This is a genomic window from Streptomyces sp. NBC_00250, from assembly GCF_036192275.1.
Lineage (GTDB): Bacteria > Actinomycetota > Actinomycetes > Streptomycetales > Streptomycetaceae > Streptomyces.
In genome coordinates this window covers 4,744,750-4,762,662 of the sequence record NZ_CP108088.1, presented here as the reverse complement: position 1 = coordinate 4,762,662, position 17,913 = coordinate 4,744,750, and the positions used below count along the sequence as shown (strand labels likewise).

Genomic DNA, 17,913 nt, shown 5'->3' with positions numbered 1-17,913 from the left:
GGGACCGGCCTTCTCTCGTTCAGTACCGCCCGAAGGAACTCGAGCGCACGGAAAAACCTACTGCACCAACTCGGCCAGCTCGCTCTCCCGCTCGGAAACCTGCGCGAGCAGCTGCTCCGCGATCTCCTCCAGGAGCCGGTCCGGGTCCTCCGGCGCCATCCGCAGCATCGCGCCGATCGCGCTCTCCTCCAGCTCGCGCGCCACCGCCGACAGCATGTCCTTGCGCTGCGCCAGCCACTCCAGGCGCGCGTACAGCTCCTCGCTCTCGCTGAGCCGCTCCTCGGCCGGCACGGGACCGGCCTCCCACTCCGCGGACAGTTCGCGAAGGAGCGTCTCGTCGCCCCGGGCATAGGCGGCGTTCACCCGCGTGATGAACTCCTCGCGCCGCTTCCGCTCGTCCTCCTCGCGGGCCAGGTCGGGGTGGACCTTACGAGCCAGCTCCCGGTAGAGCCTGCGGGCCTCCTCAGTGGGGCGGACCCGCTTCGGCGGCTGCACCGGACGGTCGGTGAGCATGGCCTGGGCCTCGGGGGAGAAACCGTCGGAGTCGATCCAGTCGTGGAACAGCTCGTCCACCCCGGGCATCGGCATGACCGCAGCCCTCGCCTCCTGCGCGCGCCGCAGATCCTCCGGGTCGCCGCTCCGCGCCGCCCGGGCCTCGGCGATCCGGGCATCGAGCTCGTCGAGCCGCGCGTACATCGGGCCGAGCTTCTGGTGGTGCAGCCGCGAGAAGTTGTCCACCTCGACGCGGAACGTCTCGACCGCGATCTCGAACTCGATCAACGCCTGCTCGGCCACCCGCACAGCCCGCTCAAGCCGCGCCTCGGGCCGCTCGTCCTGAGACGACTCACCCTGGGTCTGCTCACCCTGAGGCTGCTCACCCTGAGGCGACTCGCCTTGGGGCTGCTCGTCCTGCGGCGACTCTCCCCGGGACGGCTCGTCCTGCGGCTGCTCACCCTGGGACGCGCCCGGGGGCCGCTCGTCCTGGGACGGCTCGTCCTGGGGCCGCCGGCTCTCGGGGCCCTCGTTCGCACCCTGGTGCACGCTCACGTCTACGCCCGCCCACGTCCTCGTTCCGGCTCGTCCCACCCAGCCTACGGTCCTTCCAGGGGGGCCTCCCCCCTCCCCTCCCCCTCCCCTCCCTCCCCCTGGTCATACGTAGGGCGTCAGCCGACGCCCAGCCCAGCCGGATGCCAGCCGGATGCCGGTCGGACGCCCAGCTCGGCGGGGCATCCGTCGGACGGCCTGCCCGGCGGACGTCGGTCGGACGCCCCGCCCTGCCGGGCATCCACCGGACGCCCCGCCCTGCCGGCCGTCGGTCAGACGCCCCGCCCTGCCGGCCGTCGGTCAGACGCCCAGCTCGGCCGCTATTCGTCCGGAGCGGACGGCGGCGAGCAGGTCCTCGTGGTCCGCGGTGGTGCGGTCCGCGTACGAGACGGCGAACGCGGCTACGGCCTCGTCGAACTCCTCGTTCTTCCCGCAGTACCCGGCTATCAGGCGCGGGTCGGCGCTGTGGGCGTGGGCGCGGGCCAGCAGGGCTCCGGTCATCCGGCCGTAGTCGTCGACCTGGTCCACGGTGAGCGCGGCGGGATCGACGCTGCCCTTGCGGTTGCGGAACTGGCGCACCTGGAAGGGCCGCCCTTCCACCGTGGTCCAGCCGAGCAGGATGTCGCTCACGACCTGTATTCGCTTCTGTCCGAGCACGACGCGCCGGCCCTCGTGGCCGGGGTCCGGCACGGTGAAGCCCGCGGCCGGCAGGTGGGGCAGCAGGGCGGACGCCCGGGCCTCCTTCACCTGGAGCACCAGCGCCTCGCCCCGGTGGTCGAGGAGCAGCACGACATAGGAACGGGTGCCGACGCTGCCGGTACCGACGACCCGGAAGGCGACGTCGTGGACGGCGTACCGCGCGAGGAGCGGCAGCCGGTCCTCGGACACGGTCTCCAGGTACGGGCCGAGGGCGGCGGCGACGGCGGCCGCCTCGGCGTCGGGAACCCTGCGCAGGACCGGGGGAGCGTCCACGAATCTGCGGCCGCCGCCCTCGGCGTCGGTCACGGCCTCGGTCGACCGGGCGGCGAACCGGGCGCTGGTGTTGTTGCGGGCCTTGGCGGAGACCCGCTCCAGGGTGCCGAGGAGGTCGCGGGCGTCGGTGTGGGAGACGAGTTCCTCGTCGGCGATCGCGTTCCAGGCGTCGAGAGCGGGGAGCCGGGCGAGGAGCCGCATGGTGCGCCGGTAGGCGCCGACGGTGTCGAAGGCGGCGGCCCGGCACACCTCCTCGCTCGCTCCGACTTCACGGCCGGCGAGGACGAGGGAGGTGGCGAGCCGCTTGAGGTCCCATTCCCAGGGGCCGACGACGGTCTCGTCGAAGTCGTTGAGGTCCATGACGAGCCGGCCGCGGGCGTCTCCGTAGAGCCCGAAGTTGGCGGCGTGGGCGTCGCCGCAGAGTTGGGCGGCGATTCCGGTGACGGGGGTGCCGGCCAGGTCGTGGGCCATCAGTCCGGCGGATCCGCGCATGAAGGCGAAGGGGCCGGCCGCCATCCTGCCGACCCGCATCGGCGCGAGTTCGGGGACGCGGTCGCGGTTCGACTCCTCGACGGCCCGGACGGCGTCGGGGCGGTCAGCGGCGAGGGCGGGCTGCCGGTGCGCGGAACGCGGGACCCGCTCGCGCAGCTCCTTGCCCCGCTCCTTGGGGGAAGCGACGGGGCGGGTGGTCCCGCCGACGGTGGTGGCCCGGCGCGCGAACCCCGGCACGTGCGGCATGCGCACGCCGTCCGTCCCGCTGTGTGAGCGGCCGTCCGCCCCGCCGTCCGTGTCGCGCTGTTCCGGCACCACGGCCCGGATCTCGTCCATTGCCTGCCCTCCCCCGATGCGAAGTCCAACATCATCCGGGCTGACCGTACCGCCGCGTCCGAGCAGGCGTCTCCCCCTGTGGACAACCGCCTGTGGACAACTCTCAGACCGCGACTGCCTCCTCCATCTCCTGCTCCGTCTCCTGCTCCGTCTGCCGCTCCGTCTGCCGCTCGCCAGCCGCCGCCACCTGCTGCGTCGCCCACCTCGCCTCCGTGATTCCCGCGGCGACGACGAGGGCGGCTCCGGCGAGGAGCCACAGGGCGAGGACGAGGATGTGTCCGCCGAGGGCGCGCCCGTCGAAGTACACATGGCCGCGTACGCCCTCGACGAAGCCCGCACCGTTCCAGAAGGAGTGCAGCGCGCCGAAGAAGCCGGGCTGGAGTTCGGGCCGGTAGATGCCGCCGGAGCTGGTGAAGTTGAGCATGACGAAGAGGACCATCACGCCGAGCGTGGTCCAGCGGCGCAGGAAGGTGTGGAGGCCGACGCCGACGAGCAGGATGCCCGCCGCGTACAGCCAGGACAGTGCCCACACTCCGCCGAGCCCTTGATCGACGAGGTGGAAGAGCGGACCGGCGAAGAGGGTGCCGATCAGGCTGACGACGAGCGACATCGCGGCGGCGAGGAGGGCCCTGATCCGCATGGGCAGAACGGCTCCGGCTCCGCCGATGACGGCGACCGAGGCGTACGCGCCGATGCTGAGGGCGACGAGCAGGAAGAAGACGCCCTGCCCGGTGGGGTCGCCCGAGGCGACGGGGGCCACGTCGGTGACCTTGAGGGGGGCGTCCTCTGCGGCGGCGACCTTGGTGAACACCTTCTCGACGGCCATGGCGCTGGTGTCGGAGGAGGCGGAGGCCACGAGCAGTTCGGGCCGCTCGCCGGGGATGTAGGCGCCGAAGCTGTTCTGCTCGCGCAGCGCGGTGATCGCGGTGTCCCGGTCGGCGACGGTACGGACGTCGAGGGCGCCGGCGCCCTTGTTCTGGAGGGTCTGCGCGAGGACCTGGGTGGTGGGTCCGGAGCCGACGACGTCGACGCGCAGGTCGTGGGGTTGGGGGGCGTGGAAGGCGCCGAGGTAGGCGAGTCCCATGCCGACGCACATCAGCAGCGGAGTGAGCAGATGTCCGAGGACATGCCGCACCGCACCGGTGGTGTTCGGTCCTGCGGACACCGAGACCTCCATGGTTGGCTTTTACAACTAAACAACCGTTGTACTATACAACCGGAAGCGCGTGGCGGGCGAACCGTGCCCGTTACGGCGACGAGGGAGCCCACCATGACCGGCGACACACAGCCACCGCATGAGGCGTCGCACGCACAGCCATCACCCGAGACATCGGGCGTGCCGTCCCGTGGGACAGCGGACGCGCGGCCAGGCGAGACCTCGGACGCGCCACCACGTGAGGCCTCCGTGGACGTCATCCAGCGCGAGCTGACGGCCTTCGCCCGCCGGGCCCGGGCCGCGGCGGCCCGCGTCCACCCCGAGCTGCCGCTCGTCTCGTACACGCTCCTCGCCCACATCGAGGAGCAGCGCGGCTGCCGTGCGACGGATCTCGCGGCCCACTACCTGCTGGACAAGTCGACGGTCAGCCGCCAGGTCGCCGGCCTGGAGAAGCTCGGCTTCGTCGAGCGGCGTCCCGCGCCCGACGACCATCGCGTGCACGTCCTGCACCCCACCGAGGAGGGCACCAGGGTGCTCGCCACCGCCCAGACGAACCGTCTCGCGGCCTATCAGGAACGCCTCAAGGACTGGTCCGCCGAGGACCTCGCCCGCTTCGCCGCCTACCTGCTCCGCTACAACACCGCGGGCACGGCCGGCCTCCCGGACAGCCCCCCGCGCTGACCGGAACGACCGCGCCCGCGCACAGTCCCCCTCCTACAGCCCGGCGTCCCGCGCGAGCAGCGCCGCCTGAACCCGGTTCTCGCAGTCCAGCTTGGCGAGGATCCGGCTCACATACGTCTTCACCGTCGCCTCGCTCATGTGCAGCCGCTTCCCCGCGTCCGCGTTGGACAGCCCTTCCCCGAGCAGCGCCAGCACATCGCGCTCCTTCTCGCTCAGGCCCGCGACCCGCCCCCGCGCCTCCTCGGCGCGGGCCGCCTCCCGGCCCGTGGCGAGCCGCTCCACCACGTGGCGGGTCGCCGCCGGTGACAGATACGCGTCGCCCGCCGCGGCAGCCCGTACCGCCCGGATCAGCTCCGCCGGAGCCGTGTCCTTGAGCAGGAACCCTGCACCCCCGTGCTCCAGGGTCCGCAGTACGTTGTCCCGCTCCCCGAAGGTCGTCAGGACGATCACCCGGGCCGTCGGCACCGCCCGGCGCAGCTCCGGCAGCGCCGACAGGCCGTCGAGCACCGGCATCTGGATGTCGAGCAGCACCACGTCGGCGGCGTGCGCCCGGGTCTGCTCGACCGCCTCCCGGCCGTTGGCGGCCTCGGCGACGACCTCGATCTCCGGGTCGGAGTTGAGGATCATCCGGATCCCGGCCCTGATCAGAGGCTCGTCGTCGGCGATCACGACCCTGATGGGCTGCCCTGCCACAGCTACTCCCCACGGCTCCGGTACGGGCGGGTCGGCGCTAGCGCGCCTCGACCTCGTACGACTTCTTCTCGATCAGCTTGCCGTCCTTGAAGCAGAACCGGAAAACGGGCTCCTTGTCGAAGGTGTCGCTCACCTCCGAGGACATCAGCACCAGGCAGTCCGCGCCGTCCGGCATCGCGGGTCCCTTGCCGCTCAGGCCCGCGGTCGCGATCGTGTCACCGGACGGGAGTTGGCCGCGCACCTCCTTCTCCGGCGCCCCGACCTTCACCGCGTCGTACTTCTCGGGGTCGATCATCCCCTCCTGCACCGACCCCATCAGGAAGTAGAGACCGAAGCCCGCCGCCACCACCAGCAGCACGAGGGCCGCGAACGCGATTCCGCAGCCCAGTGCGATGGAACCGCCCGTGCTTCTGCCCCTGCCCCCACGTACCGCCATAGCGAGCTCCCGCTCCGTGAACGTCCAGTCGGCCGGTCCGACCATGACCGGACGACCATCGCCCGGGAGCGGCCTCGTGGTCTGCTGCCGGAAGTCGTCGGCCGCATCGACCAAAGGCGCTGCCTCCGCGACGGGCGCCGCCCCGTAGGGCAGCATCCCGGCCACCCGGAACCCGCCGCCGTCGGCCGGACCCGCATGGCACATGCCGCCCACCAGCCGGGCCCGTTCGGCGAGGCCGGTCAGTCCCTGCCCGCCGCTGACCACGTCCGCCGCCGGCTCGTCCGTGGGCCGCTCGTTGAGGACCTCGACCACGAAGGTGTCCGGCTCGTACCGCAGTTCGACGCCGATCGCCGCCCCCGGCGCGTACTTGTAGGCGTTGGTGAGGGCCTCCTGCACGATCCGGTACGCGGCGTGGTCGGCCGCCGGTGCCAGCGTCCGCTCCGCGCCCGACCGGCTCAGACCCACCTTGGTGCCGGCCGTCCGCGCCGCCTCCACGAGCCCCTCGATGCCCGCGATCCCGCGCGCGGCGCGGCCCGTCTCGTCCCCGGACCGTCCGGGCGCCGCCGCCGTCCCGTCGGCTGCTTCGATCCCGTCGCGGAGGATCCCGACGACCTCGCGCAGTTCGTGCATCGCGGTCACCGACGCGTTCCGCAGGACGCCGACCACCTCGCGCTGGCGGTCGCTCAGGTCCCGGTCCACCTCCAGGGCTCCGGTGTGGACGGCTATCAGGGCCAGTTGGTGCCCGAGGCTGTCGTGCATGTCCTGGGCGATCCGCTGCCGTTCCCGCAGCCGCGCCTGCCCGACCACCATGGTCCGCTCGCGCAGCAGCTGGGCGTTGCGCTCCTGGAGGGCGTGCAGCAGGGTCCGCCGCTGGGTCCAGTAGCGGTGGGCCAGCCCGGGGGCCAGGGTGGTGCCCAGGTAGTAGAGGGTCGCCATGAACGCGATGGTGAGCAGCCGGTCGCGGTCCCAGGGCCCCAGCAGGCTCGCCCCGACGTTCACCACGAAGGCGGCGATGAACGCCGCGATCGCACGGCCCACCCCCGCGATGTACCGCCCGGAGGACCAGCCGACGACGAGCAGCAGGGGCCCGAAGCCGGGCACGAGGGGCGCGAGTCCCGCGGTGAGGACGAGCACGGTGGCGGGAAGTCTGCGCCGTACGAGCGACAGCACGGCGGACCCGGCGGCGACGCCGGCCAGCAGCCATCCCTCGCCGCCCAGGAGGTCCTCGGTGCCGGCGCCGAGCAGCGCGAGGACCGCGGCGAGTGCCACCTCACCGGTGGTCCTGCGCCCCGACCATTGCCCCGGCACCGCGAACCACGCCCACCCTGCGGCGAGCGCGGCCCCGATCCCGTACGAACTCCGGGTCCCCGACGACTTCGACATAGCGTCCACGCTCGCACGGTAGGCCGCGACCCCGTCCCGGGTCTTCCCTCTTTCGTCTCGCCCCCCGACGACAAAAGTCGCACCCCATCAGCCATCCCCATGAGCCATCCCCGTGAGCCACAGCCACAGCCATCAGCCGACGGTCCCACCGGAAAAGCACGAGCGCGTGAACCCACGAACCCACGAACCCAGGAACCCACGAACGCGCGAGCACGCGAAGGCACGAGCACGCGAACACACGAAAGCCCCGTAGGTCTCCCTGACCCACGGGGCTTCCGCCCGACGGACACCCTCAGCCCTCGTCCGACTCCTTGAGGCGGTCCACGTCGCAGTAGTCCTGGTGCCAGTACGGGTACGGCAGCGGCGGGGCGCTGACCTCGTCGAGGGCGGCGTGCTCCTCGGGGGTCAGCGACCAGGTCGTCGCGGCCAGGTTGTCGGTGAGCTGGCGTTCGTTGCGGGCGCCGATGACCACCGAGGTGACGCCCCTTCCGTCCAGCGCCCAGCGCAGCGCCACCTGGGCCGGGGACACCTCGCGTTCCTTCGCGATCCTGCGCAGGACGTCGACGGTGTCGAAGGCGCGCTCGGGGTCGACGGGCTCGAACCAGCCCACCGCCCGTCGCGTGCCCGGCGGCGGCGTGGCGCCCCGCTCCTGGTGGCCGCTGAGCAGACCGCCGGCGAGCGGGCTCCACACCATGACTCCCACGCCCTCGGCCTCGGCCATGGGCAGCAGTTCCCACTCGACCTCGCGGGCCGCCAGGCTGTACTGGATCTGGTGCGAGGCGAAACGCTCCAGGCCGGCCCGCTCGCTGGCGGCGAGGGCGCGGGTGAGCTGCCAGGAGTTGAGGTTGGACGCGCCGGTGTAGCGCACCTTGCCCGCCCGGACGAGGTCGTCCAGGGCCCGCAGGGTCTCCTCCACCGGGGTGCGGCCGTCCCAGCCGTGCGTCTGGTAGAGGTCGATGTAGTCGGTGCCGAGGCGGCGCAGACTGGCCTCCACCGAGCGCACGATGTGGTGCCGGGACAGGCCGCGGTCGTTCGGACCGCTGCTGCCGTCGGGCATCTGCCAGCGCACCTTCGTCGCGATGATCACGTCTTCGCGTCGGGTGCCGAGGGCGGCGCCGAGGACCTCCTCGGACTGTCCGGCGGAGTACATGTCGGCGGTGTCGAAGAAGTTGACGCCCGCGTCCATGCTCGCGTGGACGAGCCGCCGGGCCTCGATGGTGTTGAGCTGGCCCATGTGCTGGAAGCCGTGGCGGCCGCCGAACGTCATGGTGCCGAGGCAGATCTCGGACACCTGGAGGCCGGTGCGGCCCAGGTAGCGCATACGCATTCGGATCGTCTTCCTCGGTGTCTCAGCGCGCTTCGGCGGGGACCTGGCGGTCCGTCGCGGCGGGGGCCTCGGCCGTCGTCCGGCCGGGCCGCAGGAAGGCGATGGCGACGATGCCCGCGACGAGCAGCGCGCCGGCGGCGAGCAGCAGACCGCCCTGTACGCCTTCCAGGACGGCGGCGGGGCCGCTGCCGCCCGCGGAGTCGATGCCGGCGGCGGCGACGGTGGCGAGGACCGGGGTGCCGACGGTGACGCCGAGCTGCTGGCCCGTGTAGGCGAGGCCGGTGGCCAGGCCCTGCTCGCTGTCGGGCAGGCCCGAGGTCGCGGTGATCATGTAGCCGACGACGGCGAGGAGGTGGCCGAATCCGCCGGTGGCGGTGGCGATGAGGAGCAGCGGCATGCCGCCGGTGGTGTCGAGGAAGTAGAGCGCGGCCGTGCTGACGGCCTGCAGCAGCAGACCGTAGACGAGGGCCCGGTGGACGCCGATCGCGCCGATGATCCGGGCGGCGAAGGCGCCGCCGAGGACGGCGGCGACGCCGAGGGAGGCGAAGGTGAAGCCGGCGTTGAGCGGGCTCATGCCGCGCACCTGCTGCATGTACAGGGTCAGCAGGAACACCATGCCGGTCATCATCGCGAAGGTGATGAGGCCGGTGGCGTTGCCCCAGCTGACGGTGCGGCGGCGCAGCACCTTCAGGTCGACGAGGGGTGCGGTGACCCGCGACTCGACGGCGAAGAAGGCGACGAGGAGGACGAGTCCGGCGGCGAGGGAGACCAGGGTGGTGGTGGCGCTCCAGCCGTTGCGCTCGGCCGAGGTGATGCCGAAGATCACCGAAATGAGGCCGCCGGTGACGGTGACGGCGCCGAGGAGGTCCAGCTTCGGGGTCTCCTCGTTGCGGCTCTCCTTGATGAGGATCGGGGCGGCGATGGCGGCGACGATGCCGACGGGGACGCTGATGAAGAGCGTCACGCGCCAGCTGGTGAGGTCGGTGATGACACCGCCGAGGACCACGCCGGAGAGGAAGCCGAGGGAGAGCAGGGCGCCGTTGATGCCGAGCGCGCGGTCGCGCTGCGAGCCCTCGGAGAAGTTGGTGGTGAGCAGCGACATGGCCGCCGGGGTGAGCATGGCGGCGGCGACGCCCTGGGCGGCGCGGGCCGCGAGCAGGAAGCCGGGCGTGGTGGCGAGACCGCCGGCGAGCGAGGCGACCGCGAAGAGGACCATGCCGGCGACGAACCAGTTGCGGCGGCCATAGAGGTCGGCGGCGCGGCCGAAGAGCAGCAGCAGGCCGCCGGAGGGCAGCGCGAACGCGGTGACGACCCACTGCAGGTCGCTCAGCTTGAAGCCGAGGTCCTCGCCGAGGACGGGGAGCGCGACGCTGAGGATGGAGAAGTCGAGGGCGAGCATGAACTGCGCGCCGCACAGGAGGGCGATGATGAGCCACTGGCGGGTGGTGAAGGGCGCCTTGCCGGGCGGCTGAGTGGCGGAGTCGGGAGTCATGCCAGAAGGCTGGCAAATATCGCCATGGCGTGGGGAGCCCGAACGTATCCTGGGTTCATGACCACCAGCCTCAACGCAGTACGGGAGCCCCGTCGACGCGAGGAGCTCAAGCACTTCCTGCGCACGCGCCGGGAACGGCTCAGGCCCGAGGACGTGGGGCTTCCCCCCGGTGCGCGTCGGCGCACGCCGGGGCTGCGCCGGGAGGAGGTCGCGATGCTGGCCGGCATCGGAGCCTCCTGGTACACGTGGCTCGAACAGGGCCGGGACATCAAGGTGTCGGAGCAGGTTCTGGACGCCATCAGCCGGACGCTGCGGCTGGACGCCGTGGAGCGGGACCATCTGTACCGGCTGGTGGGGATGAACCCGCCGCAGCGCGCGGCGGACGACCTCGCGGACACGGCGCAGTTGACGGCCCTCGTGGAGGGCTGGATGCCGAGTCCTGCGTATGTGATCGACCGGTGCTGGGACATCGTGGGGCTCAACAGGGCGGCCTCGCTGGTCTTCGGTTTCGGCGAGCGGGACACCAACTGCCTGGTGTCCTTCTTCACCAATCCGGCGTTCCGGGCGCGTCATCGGTACTGGGCGGAGGTCGCTCCGGGTCTGGTGTCCGAGTTCCGCAGGGATGCCGCGCGCTATCCGGAGGAGTCGCGGTTCACGTCGATCTCGCGTCGACTGACTGAGGAGAGCGAGGAGTTCGCGGAGCTGTGGTCGCGGTACGAGCTCACGGCGACGAACCAGGGCGTGAAGGGCATCGACCATCCGCGGGCGGGGTTCCTGATCTTCGACCACTCGGTGCTGGAGATCCCGGACCGTCCGGGGATCCGGCTGATGCTGCACACGGCGCGGCCGGGTACGGAGACCCGCGAGAAGGTCGTGGAACTGCTGGGCCGGGACGAGCGGAAGGGCAGGATCTCGCTGGTCGAGGCGGGCTGAGCGGCCGGGCGGGAATCCCGTCAGGAGAGCCGCCCCGAGGCCGGTCGCACAGCGGGTCCGAGGGCGGGTCCGAGGGGCTCGCAAGAGAACCGCTCAAGGCCGACTCAAGGGCAGCACAGGAAGTCACGACAGACCTCATCTCAGTGACAATGCTCTGATACATATGACTGCGATCGTTCCCGTGAGCAGAGGACATTCCGTGGTCAAGAAGAGCAGGCTCATCACCGCCGGTGCCGTCGTCGCGGTGGCGCTCGGCGCCGGATTCGCCACCCAGCCCATGGCCCAGGCCGACGTCACGGCCGACGTCCCCCCGGTCAGCGCGGTCACGCTGAGCCAGGGCATCACCTCGGCACCCTTCAAGATCAAGGCGACCGGCGACCGCAAGGTCCTCTACCGCAAGGCGATCGTGCAGCCGGGCGCCTCCACGGGCTGGCACTACCACGTGGGCGAGGAGATCGCCGTCATCAACTCCGGTACGTTCACCCGGATCGACGGCTCGGACTGCTCGGTGGAGGAGTACAGCGCGGGCGAGTCGCTCGTGGAGCCCGTCGGCCCGACCACCGTGCACATGGGCATCAACAAGGGCACCGAGCCGGTCGAGTTGTACGTCGTCGACATCATCCCCACCAAGGCGACCGCGCCGACCACGGCCGCCCCGGACCCGGGCTGCGACGTCGCCGCGCTGACCTCGAAGAGCACGAGCACCGGGGCCGAGTGATGCGTCTGCCCCGCCCGTTGGGCATCTCGGGCCCCTCGCTCTGGCTGCCCCCGGGCAGGCAGAGCGCGGCCGAGGCGGTCGCGCGTGAGCTGGTCGACGCCGAGACCGCCGACGAACTCGGGTACGCCGTACTGCCGGTGACCGACCTCGCGCCGCCCGAGATGGCGGTCGAGGCCGGCCGCGAGGCACTCTCCGCGGCCGGTGTGGACCCGGGCGCCGTGGGCCTCCTGCTGCACGCCTGGATCCACTACCAGGGCCACGACCTGTGGTCCCCCGCGCACTTCGTCGCCGACCGGCTGGGTGCCGCCGACGCCGTGCCCCTCGGCGTCCAGCAGGTGTGCAACGGCGGTGCGGCGGCCGTGGAGCTGGCCGCCGCCCGGCTCTTCGTCGAGCCCGGCCTGGGGAACGCCCTGATCACCACCGCGGACGCCTTCGTGGAGCCCGGCTTCGACCGCTGGGGCGGGGACTACGGCATCGGGTACGGCGACGGCGCCACCGCCCTCGTCCTGCACCACCTGCCGGGAACCGAGGGCGGCCGGCCGGCCGATCTGGTCCTGCACGCGATCGCCACGGTCGCCGCGCCCCGGCTGGAGCGCATGCACCGCGGCGACGACCCGTTCGGACCGGCGGCCCGTTCCCTCGGGCCGAAGGTCGACATCCGCCGCACCAAGAAGGCGTTCCTCAAGGCGGAGGGCATGGAGGCGTTCACCGCGGCGAGCACCGCGTCGCTGCGGTCGGCGGTGGAGTCGTGCCTGGCCGACGCGGGCCTGTCGGCCACGGGCGACGTGCCGCTGCGGTACGTGGTGGCGCCCCGACTCGGCCGCAAGACCATCGACCTGGCCTACGCGCCGCTGCTGGGCAAGCTCACCGGGGCGGAACTGCTGCGGCCGGGCGCCGACACCGGACACCTGGGCGCCGGCGACGCCGCGGCCAGCCTCGCGGAGCTGCGGACCGGGCGGATGCTGGGTCCCGGCGAGTACGCGCTGGTGGTCAGTGCCGGGGCCGGGTTCACCTGGTCGTGCCTGCTGGTCAGCGGAGCCTGAGACCGGAAGGACCGCGCGCGTCCGCGGGCACGGAGCGGTCCGCGTACGAAGAAGGTCGCAGAAGCAGGTCGCACAAGAAGGTCGCAGAAGCAGGTCGGATACGAGGTCGCATACGAAAGGGTCCGCGGGCACGTGCCCGCGGACCCTTTCACGATGTCGGCCGCCCGGTTCGGCTGGTCAGTGCCGGCCCGGTTCAGCCGGTCACCCCCGGCTCGGTTCAGCCCGTCGCGCGCAGCGCCAGGCTGTGCACCACGCTGCCCATGCTGCGGCGGTCCTGCTGCCGTACGACGGTGGCCCGGTCGGCCGACCTGAGCCGGGGCGTGTCGAGGGACGGCTCGCCGCGCAGGATGTCCTGCTCCATCTGGACCAGGAACGGCGAGGGCTCAAGACCCAGCTCCTCCACCAGCCGGGCCCGCAGCCGCCGCATGACGGCGAGCGACTCCGCCCGTCGGCCGCAGCGGTACAGCGCGAGCATCAGGTGCCGGTGGAAGTTCTCGTGGAGCGGGTGGCGGGCGGTGAGCTCGGTGAGCTCCGGGACCAGGGTGTGGTGCGCGCCGCGCTGGAGGTCGGCGTAGATCCGGTGCTCCAGCGTGCACAGGAGGGACTCGTCCAGGTGGACGATCCGGGCGCCGAGCAGTTCGCCGGCCTCCACGTTGACGAGCGCCGGGCCGCGCCACAGCGCGACGGCCTGATGAAGCAGATCGGAACCCTCGACGAATGCGCCGCGCTGCACCGCGGCGTTTCCGGCAGCGGTCAGCATCTCGTACTCGGCGATGTCGAGCGCGACCCTCCGCGTGGACAGCACATAACTGCTGCCCTCGGTAATGAGGATTTCTTCGGCGATTTCGTTGGCGCTCTTGTCGAGGGCTTCCGCGATGGTGCGGCGGACCTGCCCGATATATGTCTGGATCGTTGCGGTGGCAGTTCGGGGAGGATTGTTCCCCCACAACTCCTGCACAAGCGCATTGACGGATATCGCACTGTCGGCATTGACGGCGAGTAAAGCGAGCAGACGACGCGGCTTGGGTGCCAGAACGACCGGCTCCAGGTCATCATCGAATACGGTCATCGGGCCCAGGACGTGAATCTGCACCATTCCCCCTTATTGGTACATCCATCCCACCCTGCGGTGAAATGGTCGAACCCTTCGCTCCCCGCGCAGGTACGTGCACCTAGCACGAGTCACCAGGTCACCCTAGCAGGAATCCGGCCGAAAACCGTTTTCGGTCGACCGTCGTACGAAATGTTTACGGGCCGGAGCCCCGGCTGTTACCTGCCTCACAGGTGACATAAAAAGAAAACCACCTTGAATTTCGTCGGCAGACGAATTCGAGGTGGTTTTCTACGCGTCCCACATACCCCCGAGGGGTTTATTCGAGGGACCCCAGAACGGCGATCGACCGCTCCAGGTACTCCTCGAACCGGGCCCTTTCCTCGGGCGTGAACTCGGCGCCCAGCGACCCCTCGACGCGCAGGGCCGCCTTGTCGGCCTTCTTCGCGATGGCGCGGCCGGCCCGGGTCGCCCGGTTGACCACGACCTTCTGGTGCAGCTCCGAGGGTTCCCGGAACACCAGGTCGGCCTTCTCCAGGTTGGTCAGGACCGTCGCCATCGTCTGCGGCGTGACCATGCACTCGCGCGCCAGCTGGGCCGCGGACATGCCGTCCGAGACCGACAGCAACAGCAGGACCGAGTACTGGGGAACCGTCAGGCCGAACTCCCGCAGCACGTCCGTCTTGCGGCCGATCAGAGCCTGCTCGGCCCGCTTGATCGTGTGCCCGAGTCGGCCTGCGGCGACCGTCTCCGTCGTCGTCTTCGCCATATCAATAGTCTTGCATACGACAGAGGACGAAGCAGTAGTCGCGCATTGCCTTCGCCGCACCGGCCGGCCGTCGTTCCCCGCGGTGCGTTCGGTCACCGGCCCGCCCGGCGCCTGACCGGCGGGATCGCACAGGTCAGCCGGGCGGTACAGGTGCGCCGGCCGCGTTCGTCGCGGATGACGATCTCGTACGTGGCGGTGTGCGTGCCCACGTGCAGCGGACGGCACTCGCCGGTGACCCGGCCCGACCGCGCCCCGCCGTGGTGGGTGCAGGACAGTTCCTGGCCGACGATGATCCGGTCGGCGCCCGCGTGCGTCCAGGCCGCGAGCGAGCCGAGCGTCTCGGCGAGCACGGCGTTGGCCCCGCCGTGCAGCAGGCCGATCGGCTGGCGGTTGCCCGCCACCGGCATGCTGCCGATCACGAGGTCCGGCTCGCACACCGTGACCTCGATGCCGAGGAGTTCCACCAGCTGCTCGTCGACATAGGGGGACAGGACCTCGACGGGTCCGAGGGCGGTCTGTGTCATGACCCGCCCCCTCAGCGCGCGGAGGCGGGCTCGGGCGACGCCGTGACCGGCTCGGCCTCGGCGGGGGCGGCGGCCGAGGGCTTGCCGCCCTTCAGCAGGCTGCCGACGACCACGGCCGTGACCGCGCAGGCCGCCGCGACGATCCACATGGTGGTGTGCAGGCCGGAGGCGTAGGCGTCGGCCATCGCGGTCACCGCCCGGTCCCGGACCTCACCCGCGGGCAGCGTCTCGGCCGCCTCGGTCAGACCGCCCTGGAGGGCGCGCGAGGTCAGCGCGTCGGCGCCGCCCTTGAAGGCGGAGACGGCGTCGCTGTCGAGGGCGCTCTTGGTGAGCGCCGTGACGAGCGCGCCGAGACCGGCCATGGACACGGCGTCGGAGGTGAGCCGCACCGTGTTGAACATGCCCGCGGCCATGCCCATCCGCTCCGGCTCGACGGCCGAGACGGCCGCGCCGTCCAGGATGCCGAGCGAGATGCCGTACCCGATGCCCAGGAAGAGCAGCGGGCCGGCCAGCGCGACGGTCGAGGCACCCGGCTCCACCATGGTCAGCCAGGCGGCGCCGACGGCGGAGAAGGCGAGCAGGACGAGGAACAGGGTGCGCTGCGAGACCTTCTGCGCGACCACACCGGTGAGGGCGGGCATCACGAGCGACGGGCCGGTCAGCAGCAGCAGGACCAGACCGATCCGGACGGCCGACAGACCGCTCGTGGAGGTCAGGTACGGCGGCAGCACGATGACGAGCGCGACGAAGCTGAACGCCAGCACCAGCGGCACCAGGCAGACGGCGAGGAACTGCGGGCGGGCGAAGAGGCCCAGGTCGAACATCGGGTGCTCGGAGCGGCGCTCCACCGCCACGAAGGTCGCGAGCAGGACCAGACAGCCGACGGCCGAGGCGAGCACGATCGGGTCGGTCCAGCCGCGGCCCGGTCCCTCCACCAGGGCGAGGACGAACAGGGCGATGCCGAGGCCGAAGGCGAAGGTGCCGGCCCAGTCGAAGCGGGGTCCGCGGTTCGGTTCCGTACGGGGCAGCAGCGGCGTGCTCAGCAGGACGAGCGCGGCGACCCCGGCGAGCACCAGGAACACCGAGCGCCAGCCCCAGAGGTTGACCAGGACGCCGCCGAACATCGGGCCGAACGCGAGGCCCGCGCCCAGGAAGGTGCCGAAGAGTCCGAACGCCTTCGCGCGGGCGGGGCCGTCGAAGGCCTGGGCCACGATCGCGGTGATGGAGGCGAGGGCCGCGCCGCTGCCGAAACCGGAGATGGCGCGGGAGAGGTCGAGCAGCAGGATGCTGTTGGAGAGACCCGAGACCGTCATCCAGAACGCGAAGAAGGCCATGCCCCAGGTGAACATCCTGCGGTGGCCCACGCGGTCGGCGAGCGAGCCCATCGCGGCGAGGCTGCTGGAGGCGGTCAGCATGTAGCCGTCGACCACCCACTGGGCAGCGGCGAGGGAGCTGTGCAGGTCGGCGCCGATCTCGGGCACGGCCACGGACGGGCCGGTCACCACCAAGGTCATCAGCGGGCCGACGACGCACGCCGCGGCGAGCGTCGCCCGCGGGTTGCCGGTGGACACGGAGAATCACCCCTGTTCTGTTCTATTCGTTGGCAGGCATGTGTAAGAACTCTGTCATAGAGTAGGAGGCTGAGCATAGGAGATGTCAATGTCGTATGGCAGAGTTCTGCATGAAGACGAGGGCCTGTCACACGAATCGAGTGGGCGGGACTCGGCGGGCACAACGGGAGAGGCGGTGCGCACGAACATGCGCAGGATCCAACTGGGCGGCACGGAGCGGACCTTCGCGGCCGTCGGCATCGGCTGCATGGGCATGTCGTGGGGGTACGACGAACTGGGCCGGGACGAGAGCGAGTCCATCGCGGTCGTACGGCACGCCATCGACCTCGGCGTCGACCTGATCGACACGGCCGACCAGTACGGCCCGTTCACCAACGAGCTGTTGGTCGGCAAGGCGCTGCGGGGCTACCGCGACAAGGCCCTGCTCGCCACCAAGGGCGGGCTCGTCGTCGACGACCCGGCCACCTACAAGAGCCACCGGGACGGCCGGCCCGAGTATCTGCGCTCCGCCGTCGACGCCAGCCTGCAGCGGCTCGACGTGGACCACATCGACCTCTACCAGCTGCACCGCATCGACCCCGAGGTGCCGGTCGAGGAGAGCTGGGGCGCGCTCGCGGAGCTGGTGAAGGAGGGCAAGCTCGGCGCGATCGGGCTCTCCGAGGCGTCGGTGGACGAGATCGGCCGGGCGCACTCGGTCCACCCGGTCGCGTCCGTGCAGAGCGAGCTGTCGCTGTGGAGCCGGGAGGCCCTGAAGGACGGCGTGGTGGAGTACTGCGGGCGCGAGGGCATCGCGTTCATCGCGTTCGCCCCGCTCGGCCGCGGCTTCCTGTCCGGCCTGATCAGCACCCCGCAGGACCTGCCCGAGGTGGACGGGCGGCACCGCATCCCGCGCTTCCAGCCCGAGGCCATCAGCGCCAACCAGGCCATCGTCGACCGGGTGCGTGACCTGGCCGACCGCGTCGGCGCGACCGTCGCGCAGGTGGCGATCGCCTGGGTGCTGGCGCAGGGCGAGCACGTGGGCGTCATCCCCGGCACCAAGACCCGCCGCTACCTGGAGGACAACGTGGAGGCCGGCTCGGTGACCCTCCCGCCCGAGATCCTGGCCGAACTGGCCGACCTGCCGGAACCGGTCGGCGCCCGCTGACCTCGCCGACGACGACCGGCACCCGCACAGGCCGACCGACGCCCGCTGACCCGACCGGCGACGGTCGACGCCCGCCCAGGCTGACCGACGGCCACTGACCCGGCGACGGTCGGCACCCGCGCACGAGGATCCTGCCGCGGAGCCGGAC

General features: G+C 71.6%; 16 protein-coding genes. 5 read left to right on the top strand and 11 right to left on the bottom strand.

Annotated elements, in window-relative coordinates; genetic code table 11:
* Positions 1-57 precede the first annotated feature (57 nt).
* The 3 genes from OG259_RS21535 to OG259_RS21525 all read right to left on the bottom strand — a co-directional run bounded on the left by OG259_RS21535 (position 58) and on the right by OG259_RS21525 (position 4,021).
* Complete coding sequence (locus OG259_RS21535; RefSeq protein ID WP_328947135.1) at positions 58-801, bottom strand: hypothetical protein; 744 nt, start codon at positions 799-801, stop codon at positions 58-60.
* A gap of 543 nt (positions 802-1,344) precedes the next feature.
* Positions 1,345-2,844, bottom strand: coding sequence for a DUF2252 domain-containing protein (locus OG259_RS21530; RefSeq protein ID WP_328943750.1), 1,500 nt, complete (start codon positions 2,842-2,844; stop codon positions 1,345-1,347).
* 103 nt (positions 2,845-2,947) lie between these two features.
* A complete protein-coding gene (locus OG259_RS21525; protein WP_328943749.1) occupies positions 2,948-4,021 on the bottom strand; it encodes a hypothetical protein in 1,074 nt (357 codons plus the stop codon).
* Between the two features lie 228 nt (positions 4,022-4,249).
* Here OG259_RS21525 and OG259_RS21520 point away from each other — a divergent pair, with 228 nt between their 5' ends.
* Positions 4,250-4,681, top strand: a complete 432-nt coding sequence (locus OG259_RS21520; RefSeq protein WP_328943748.1) for a MarR family winged helix-turn-helix transcriptional regulator — start codon at positions 4,250-4,252, stop codon at positions 4,679-4,681.
* Positions 4,682-4,714: 33 nt separating this feature from the next.
* Here the strand turns inward: OG259_RS21520 and OG259_RS21515 are convergent, their stop codons facing one another.
* From OG259_RS21515 to OG259_RS21500, 4 genes are all read right to left on the bottom strand, one after another.
* A complete protein-coding gene (locus tag OG259_RS21515; protein ID WP_328943747.1) occupies positions 4,715-5,374 on the bottom strand; it encodes a response regulator transcription factor in 660 nt (219 codons plus the stop codon).
* Positions 5,375-5,411: 37 nt separating this feature from the next.
* Positions 5,412-7,193 carry a sensor histidine kinase gene (locus OG259_RS21510; protein ID WP_328947134.1) on the bottom strand — a complete coding sequence of 594 codons (1,782 nt, stop codon included), beginning with the start codon at positions 7,191-7,193 and terminating at the stop codon, positions 5,412-5,414.
* Positions 7,194-7,485: 292 nt separating this feature from the next.
* Positions 7,486-8,520, bottom strand: a complete 1,035-nt coding sequence (locus tag OG259_RS21505; protein WP_328943746.1) for an aldo/keto reductase — start codon at positions 8,518-8,520, stop codon at positions 7,486-7,488.
* A gap of 22 nt (positions 8,521-8,542) precedes the next feature.
* Positions 8,543-10,012: an MFS transporter gene (locus tag OG259_RS21500; RefSeq protein WP_328943745.1), complete on the bottom strand. Its 1,470-nt coding sequence runs from the start codon at positions 10,010-10,012 to the stop codon at positions 8,543-8,545.
* Positions 10,013-10,069: 57 nt separating this feature from the next.
* Between OG259_RS21500 and OG259_RS21495 the strand changes: the two genes are divergently transcribed.
* The 3 genes from OG259_RS21495 to OG259_RS21485 all read left to right on the top strand — a co-directional run bounded on the left by OG259_RS21495 (position 10,070) and on the right by OG259_RS21485 (position 12,706).
* Entirely contained in the window at positions 10,070-10,945 is an 876-nt protein-coding gene (locus OG259_RS21495) for a helix-turn-helix transcriptional regulator (RefSeq protein WP_328943744.1), read from the top strand.
* 181 nt (positions 10,946-11,126) lie between these two features.
* A complete protein-coding gene (locus OG259_RS21490; RefSeq protein WP_328943743.1) occupies positions 11,127-11,663 on the top strand; it encodes a cupin domain-containing protein in 537 nt (178 codons plus the stop codon).
* A complete protein-coding gene (locus OG259_RS21485; RefSeq protein ID WP_328943742.1) occupies positions 11,663-12,706 on the top strand; it encodes a 3-oxoacyl-ACP synthase in 1,044 nt (347 codons plus the stop codon). Before OG259_RS21490 ends, OG259_RS21485 begins: the two co-directional genes overlap by 1 nt.
* 217 nt (positions 12,707-12,923) lie before the next feature.
* On the opposite strand, the gene OG259_RS21480 is transcribed toward OG259_RS21485, so the two are convergent.
* The 4 genes from OG259_RS21480 to OG259_RS21465 form a co-directional block, all read right to left on the bottom strand.
* Positions 12,924-13,775: an AfsR/SARP family transcriptional regulator gene (locus OG259_RS21480; protein WP_328943741.1), complete on the bottom strand. Its 852-nt coding sequence runs from the start codon at positions 13,773-13,775 to the stop codon at positions 12,924-12,926.
* Positions 13,776-14,076: 301 nt separating this feature from the next.
* Complete coding sequence (locus tag OG259_RS21475) at positions 14,077-14,526, bottom strand: MarR family winged helix-turn-helix transcriptional regulator (protein WP_266893988.1); 450 nt, start codon at positions 14,524-14,526, stop codon at positions 14,077-14,079.
* 92 nt (positions 14,527-14,618) lie between these two features.
* On the bottom strand, positions 14,619-15,050 hold the full coding sequence (locus OG259_RS21470) for a hotdog fold thioesterase (protein ID WP_266893990.1): 432 nt from the start codon (positions 15,048-15,050) through the stop codon (positions 14,619-14,621).
* A gap of 11 nt (positions 15,051-15,061) precedes the next feature.
* Positions 15,062-16,621, bottom strand: a complete 1,560-nt coding sequence (locus tag OG259_RS21465; RefSeq protein WP_328943740.1) for an MFS transporter — start codon at positions 16,619-16,621, stop codon at positions 15,062-15,064.
* Between the two features lie 175 nt (positions 16,622-16,796).
* On the opposite strand from OG259_RS21465, the gene OG259_RS21460 reads away from it, so the two are divergent.
* Entirely contained in the window at positions 16,797-17,765 is a 969-nt protein-coding gene (locus OG259_RS21460; protein WP_328943739.1) for an aldo/keto reductase, read from the top strand.
* The last annotated feature ends 148 nt before the right edge of the window (positions 17,766-17,913 follow it).

What these genes read in the sequence shown, in the direction of transcription:
- OG259_RS21530 (WP_328943750.1), bottom strand. Translation starts at nt 2,844, where the DNA reads ATGGACGAGATCCGGGCCGTGGTGCCGGAACAGCGCGACACGGACGGC.
- OG259_RS21480 (WP_328943741.1), bottom strand. Translation starts at nt 13,775, where the DNA reads ATGACCGTATTCGATGATGACCTGGAGCCGGTCGTTCTGGCACCCAAG.
- OG259_RS21525 (WP_328943749.1), bottom strand. Translation starts at nt 4,021, where the DNA reads ATGGAGGTCTCGGTGTCCGCAGGACCGAACACCACCGGTGCGGTGCGG.
- OG259_RS21485 (WP_328943742.1), top strand. Translation starts at nt 11,663, where the DNA reads ATGCGTCTGCCCCGCCCGTTGGGCATCTCGGGCCCCTCGCTCTGGCTG.
- OG259_RS21475 (WP_266893988.1), bottom strand. Translation starts at nt 14,526, where the DNA reads ATGGCGAAGACGACGACGGAGACGGTCGCCGCAGGCCGACTCGGGCAC.
- OG259_RS21510 (WP_328947134.1), bottom strand. Translation starts at nt 7,193, where the DNA reads ATGTCGAAGTCGTCGGGGACCCGGAGTTCGTACGGGATCGGGGCCGCG.
- OG259_RS21470 (WP_266893990.1), bottom strand. Translation starts at nt 15,050, where the DNA reads ATGACACAGACCGCCCTCGGACCCGTCGAGGTCCTGTCCCCCTATGTC.
- OG259_RS21495 (WP_328943744.1), top strand. Translation starts at nt 10,070, where the DNA reads ATGACCACCAGCCTCAACGCAGTACGGGAGCCCCGTCGACGCGAGGAG.
- OG259_RS21500 (WP_328943745.1), bottom strand. Translation starts at nt 10,012, where the DNA reads ATGACTCCCGACTCCGCCACTCAGCCGCCCGGCAAGGCGCCCTTCACC.
- OG259_RS21505 (WP_328943746.1), bottom strand. Translation starts at nt 8,520, where the DNA reads ATGCGTATGCGCTACCTGGGCCGCACCGGCCTCCAGGTGTCCGAGATC.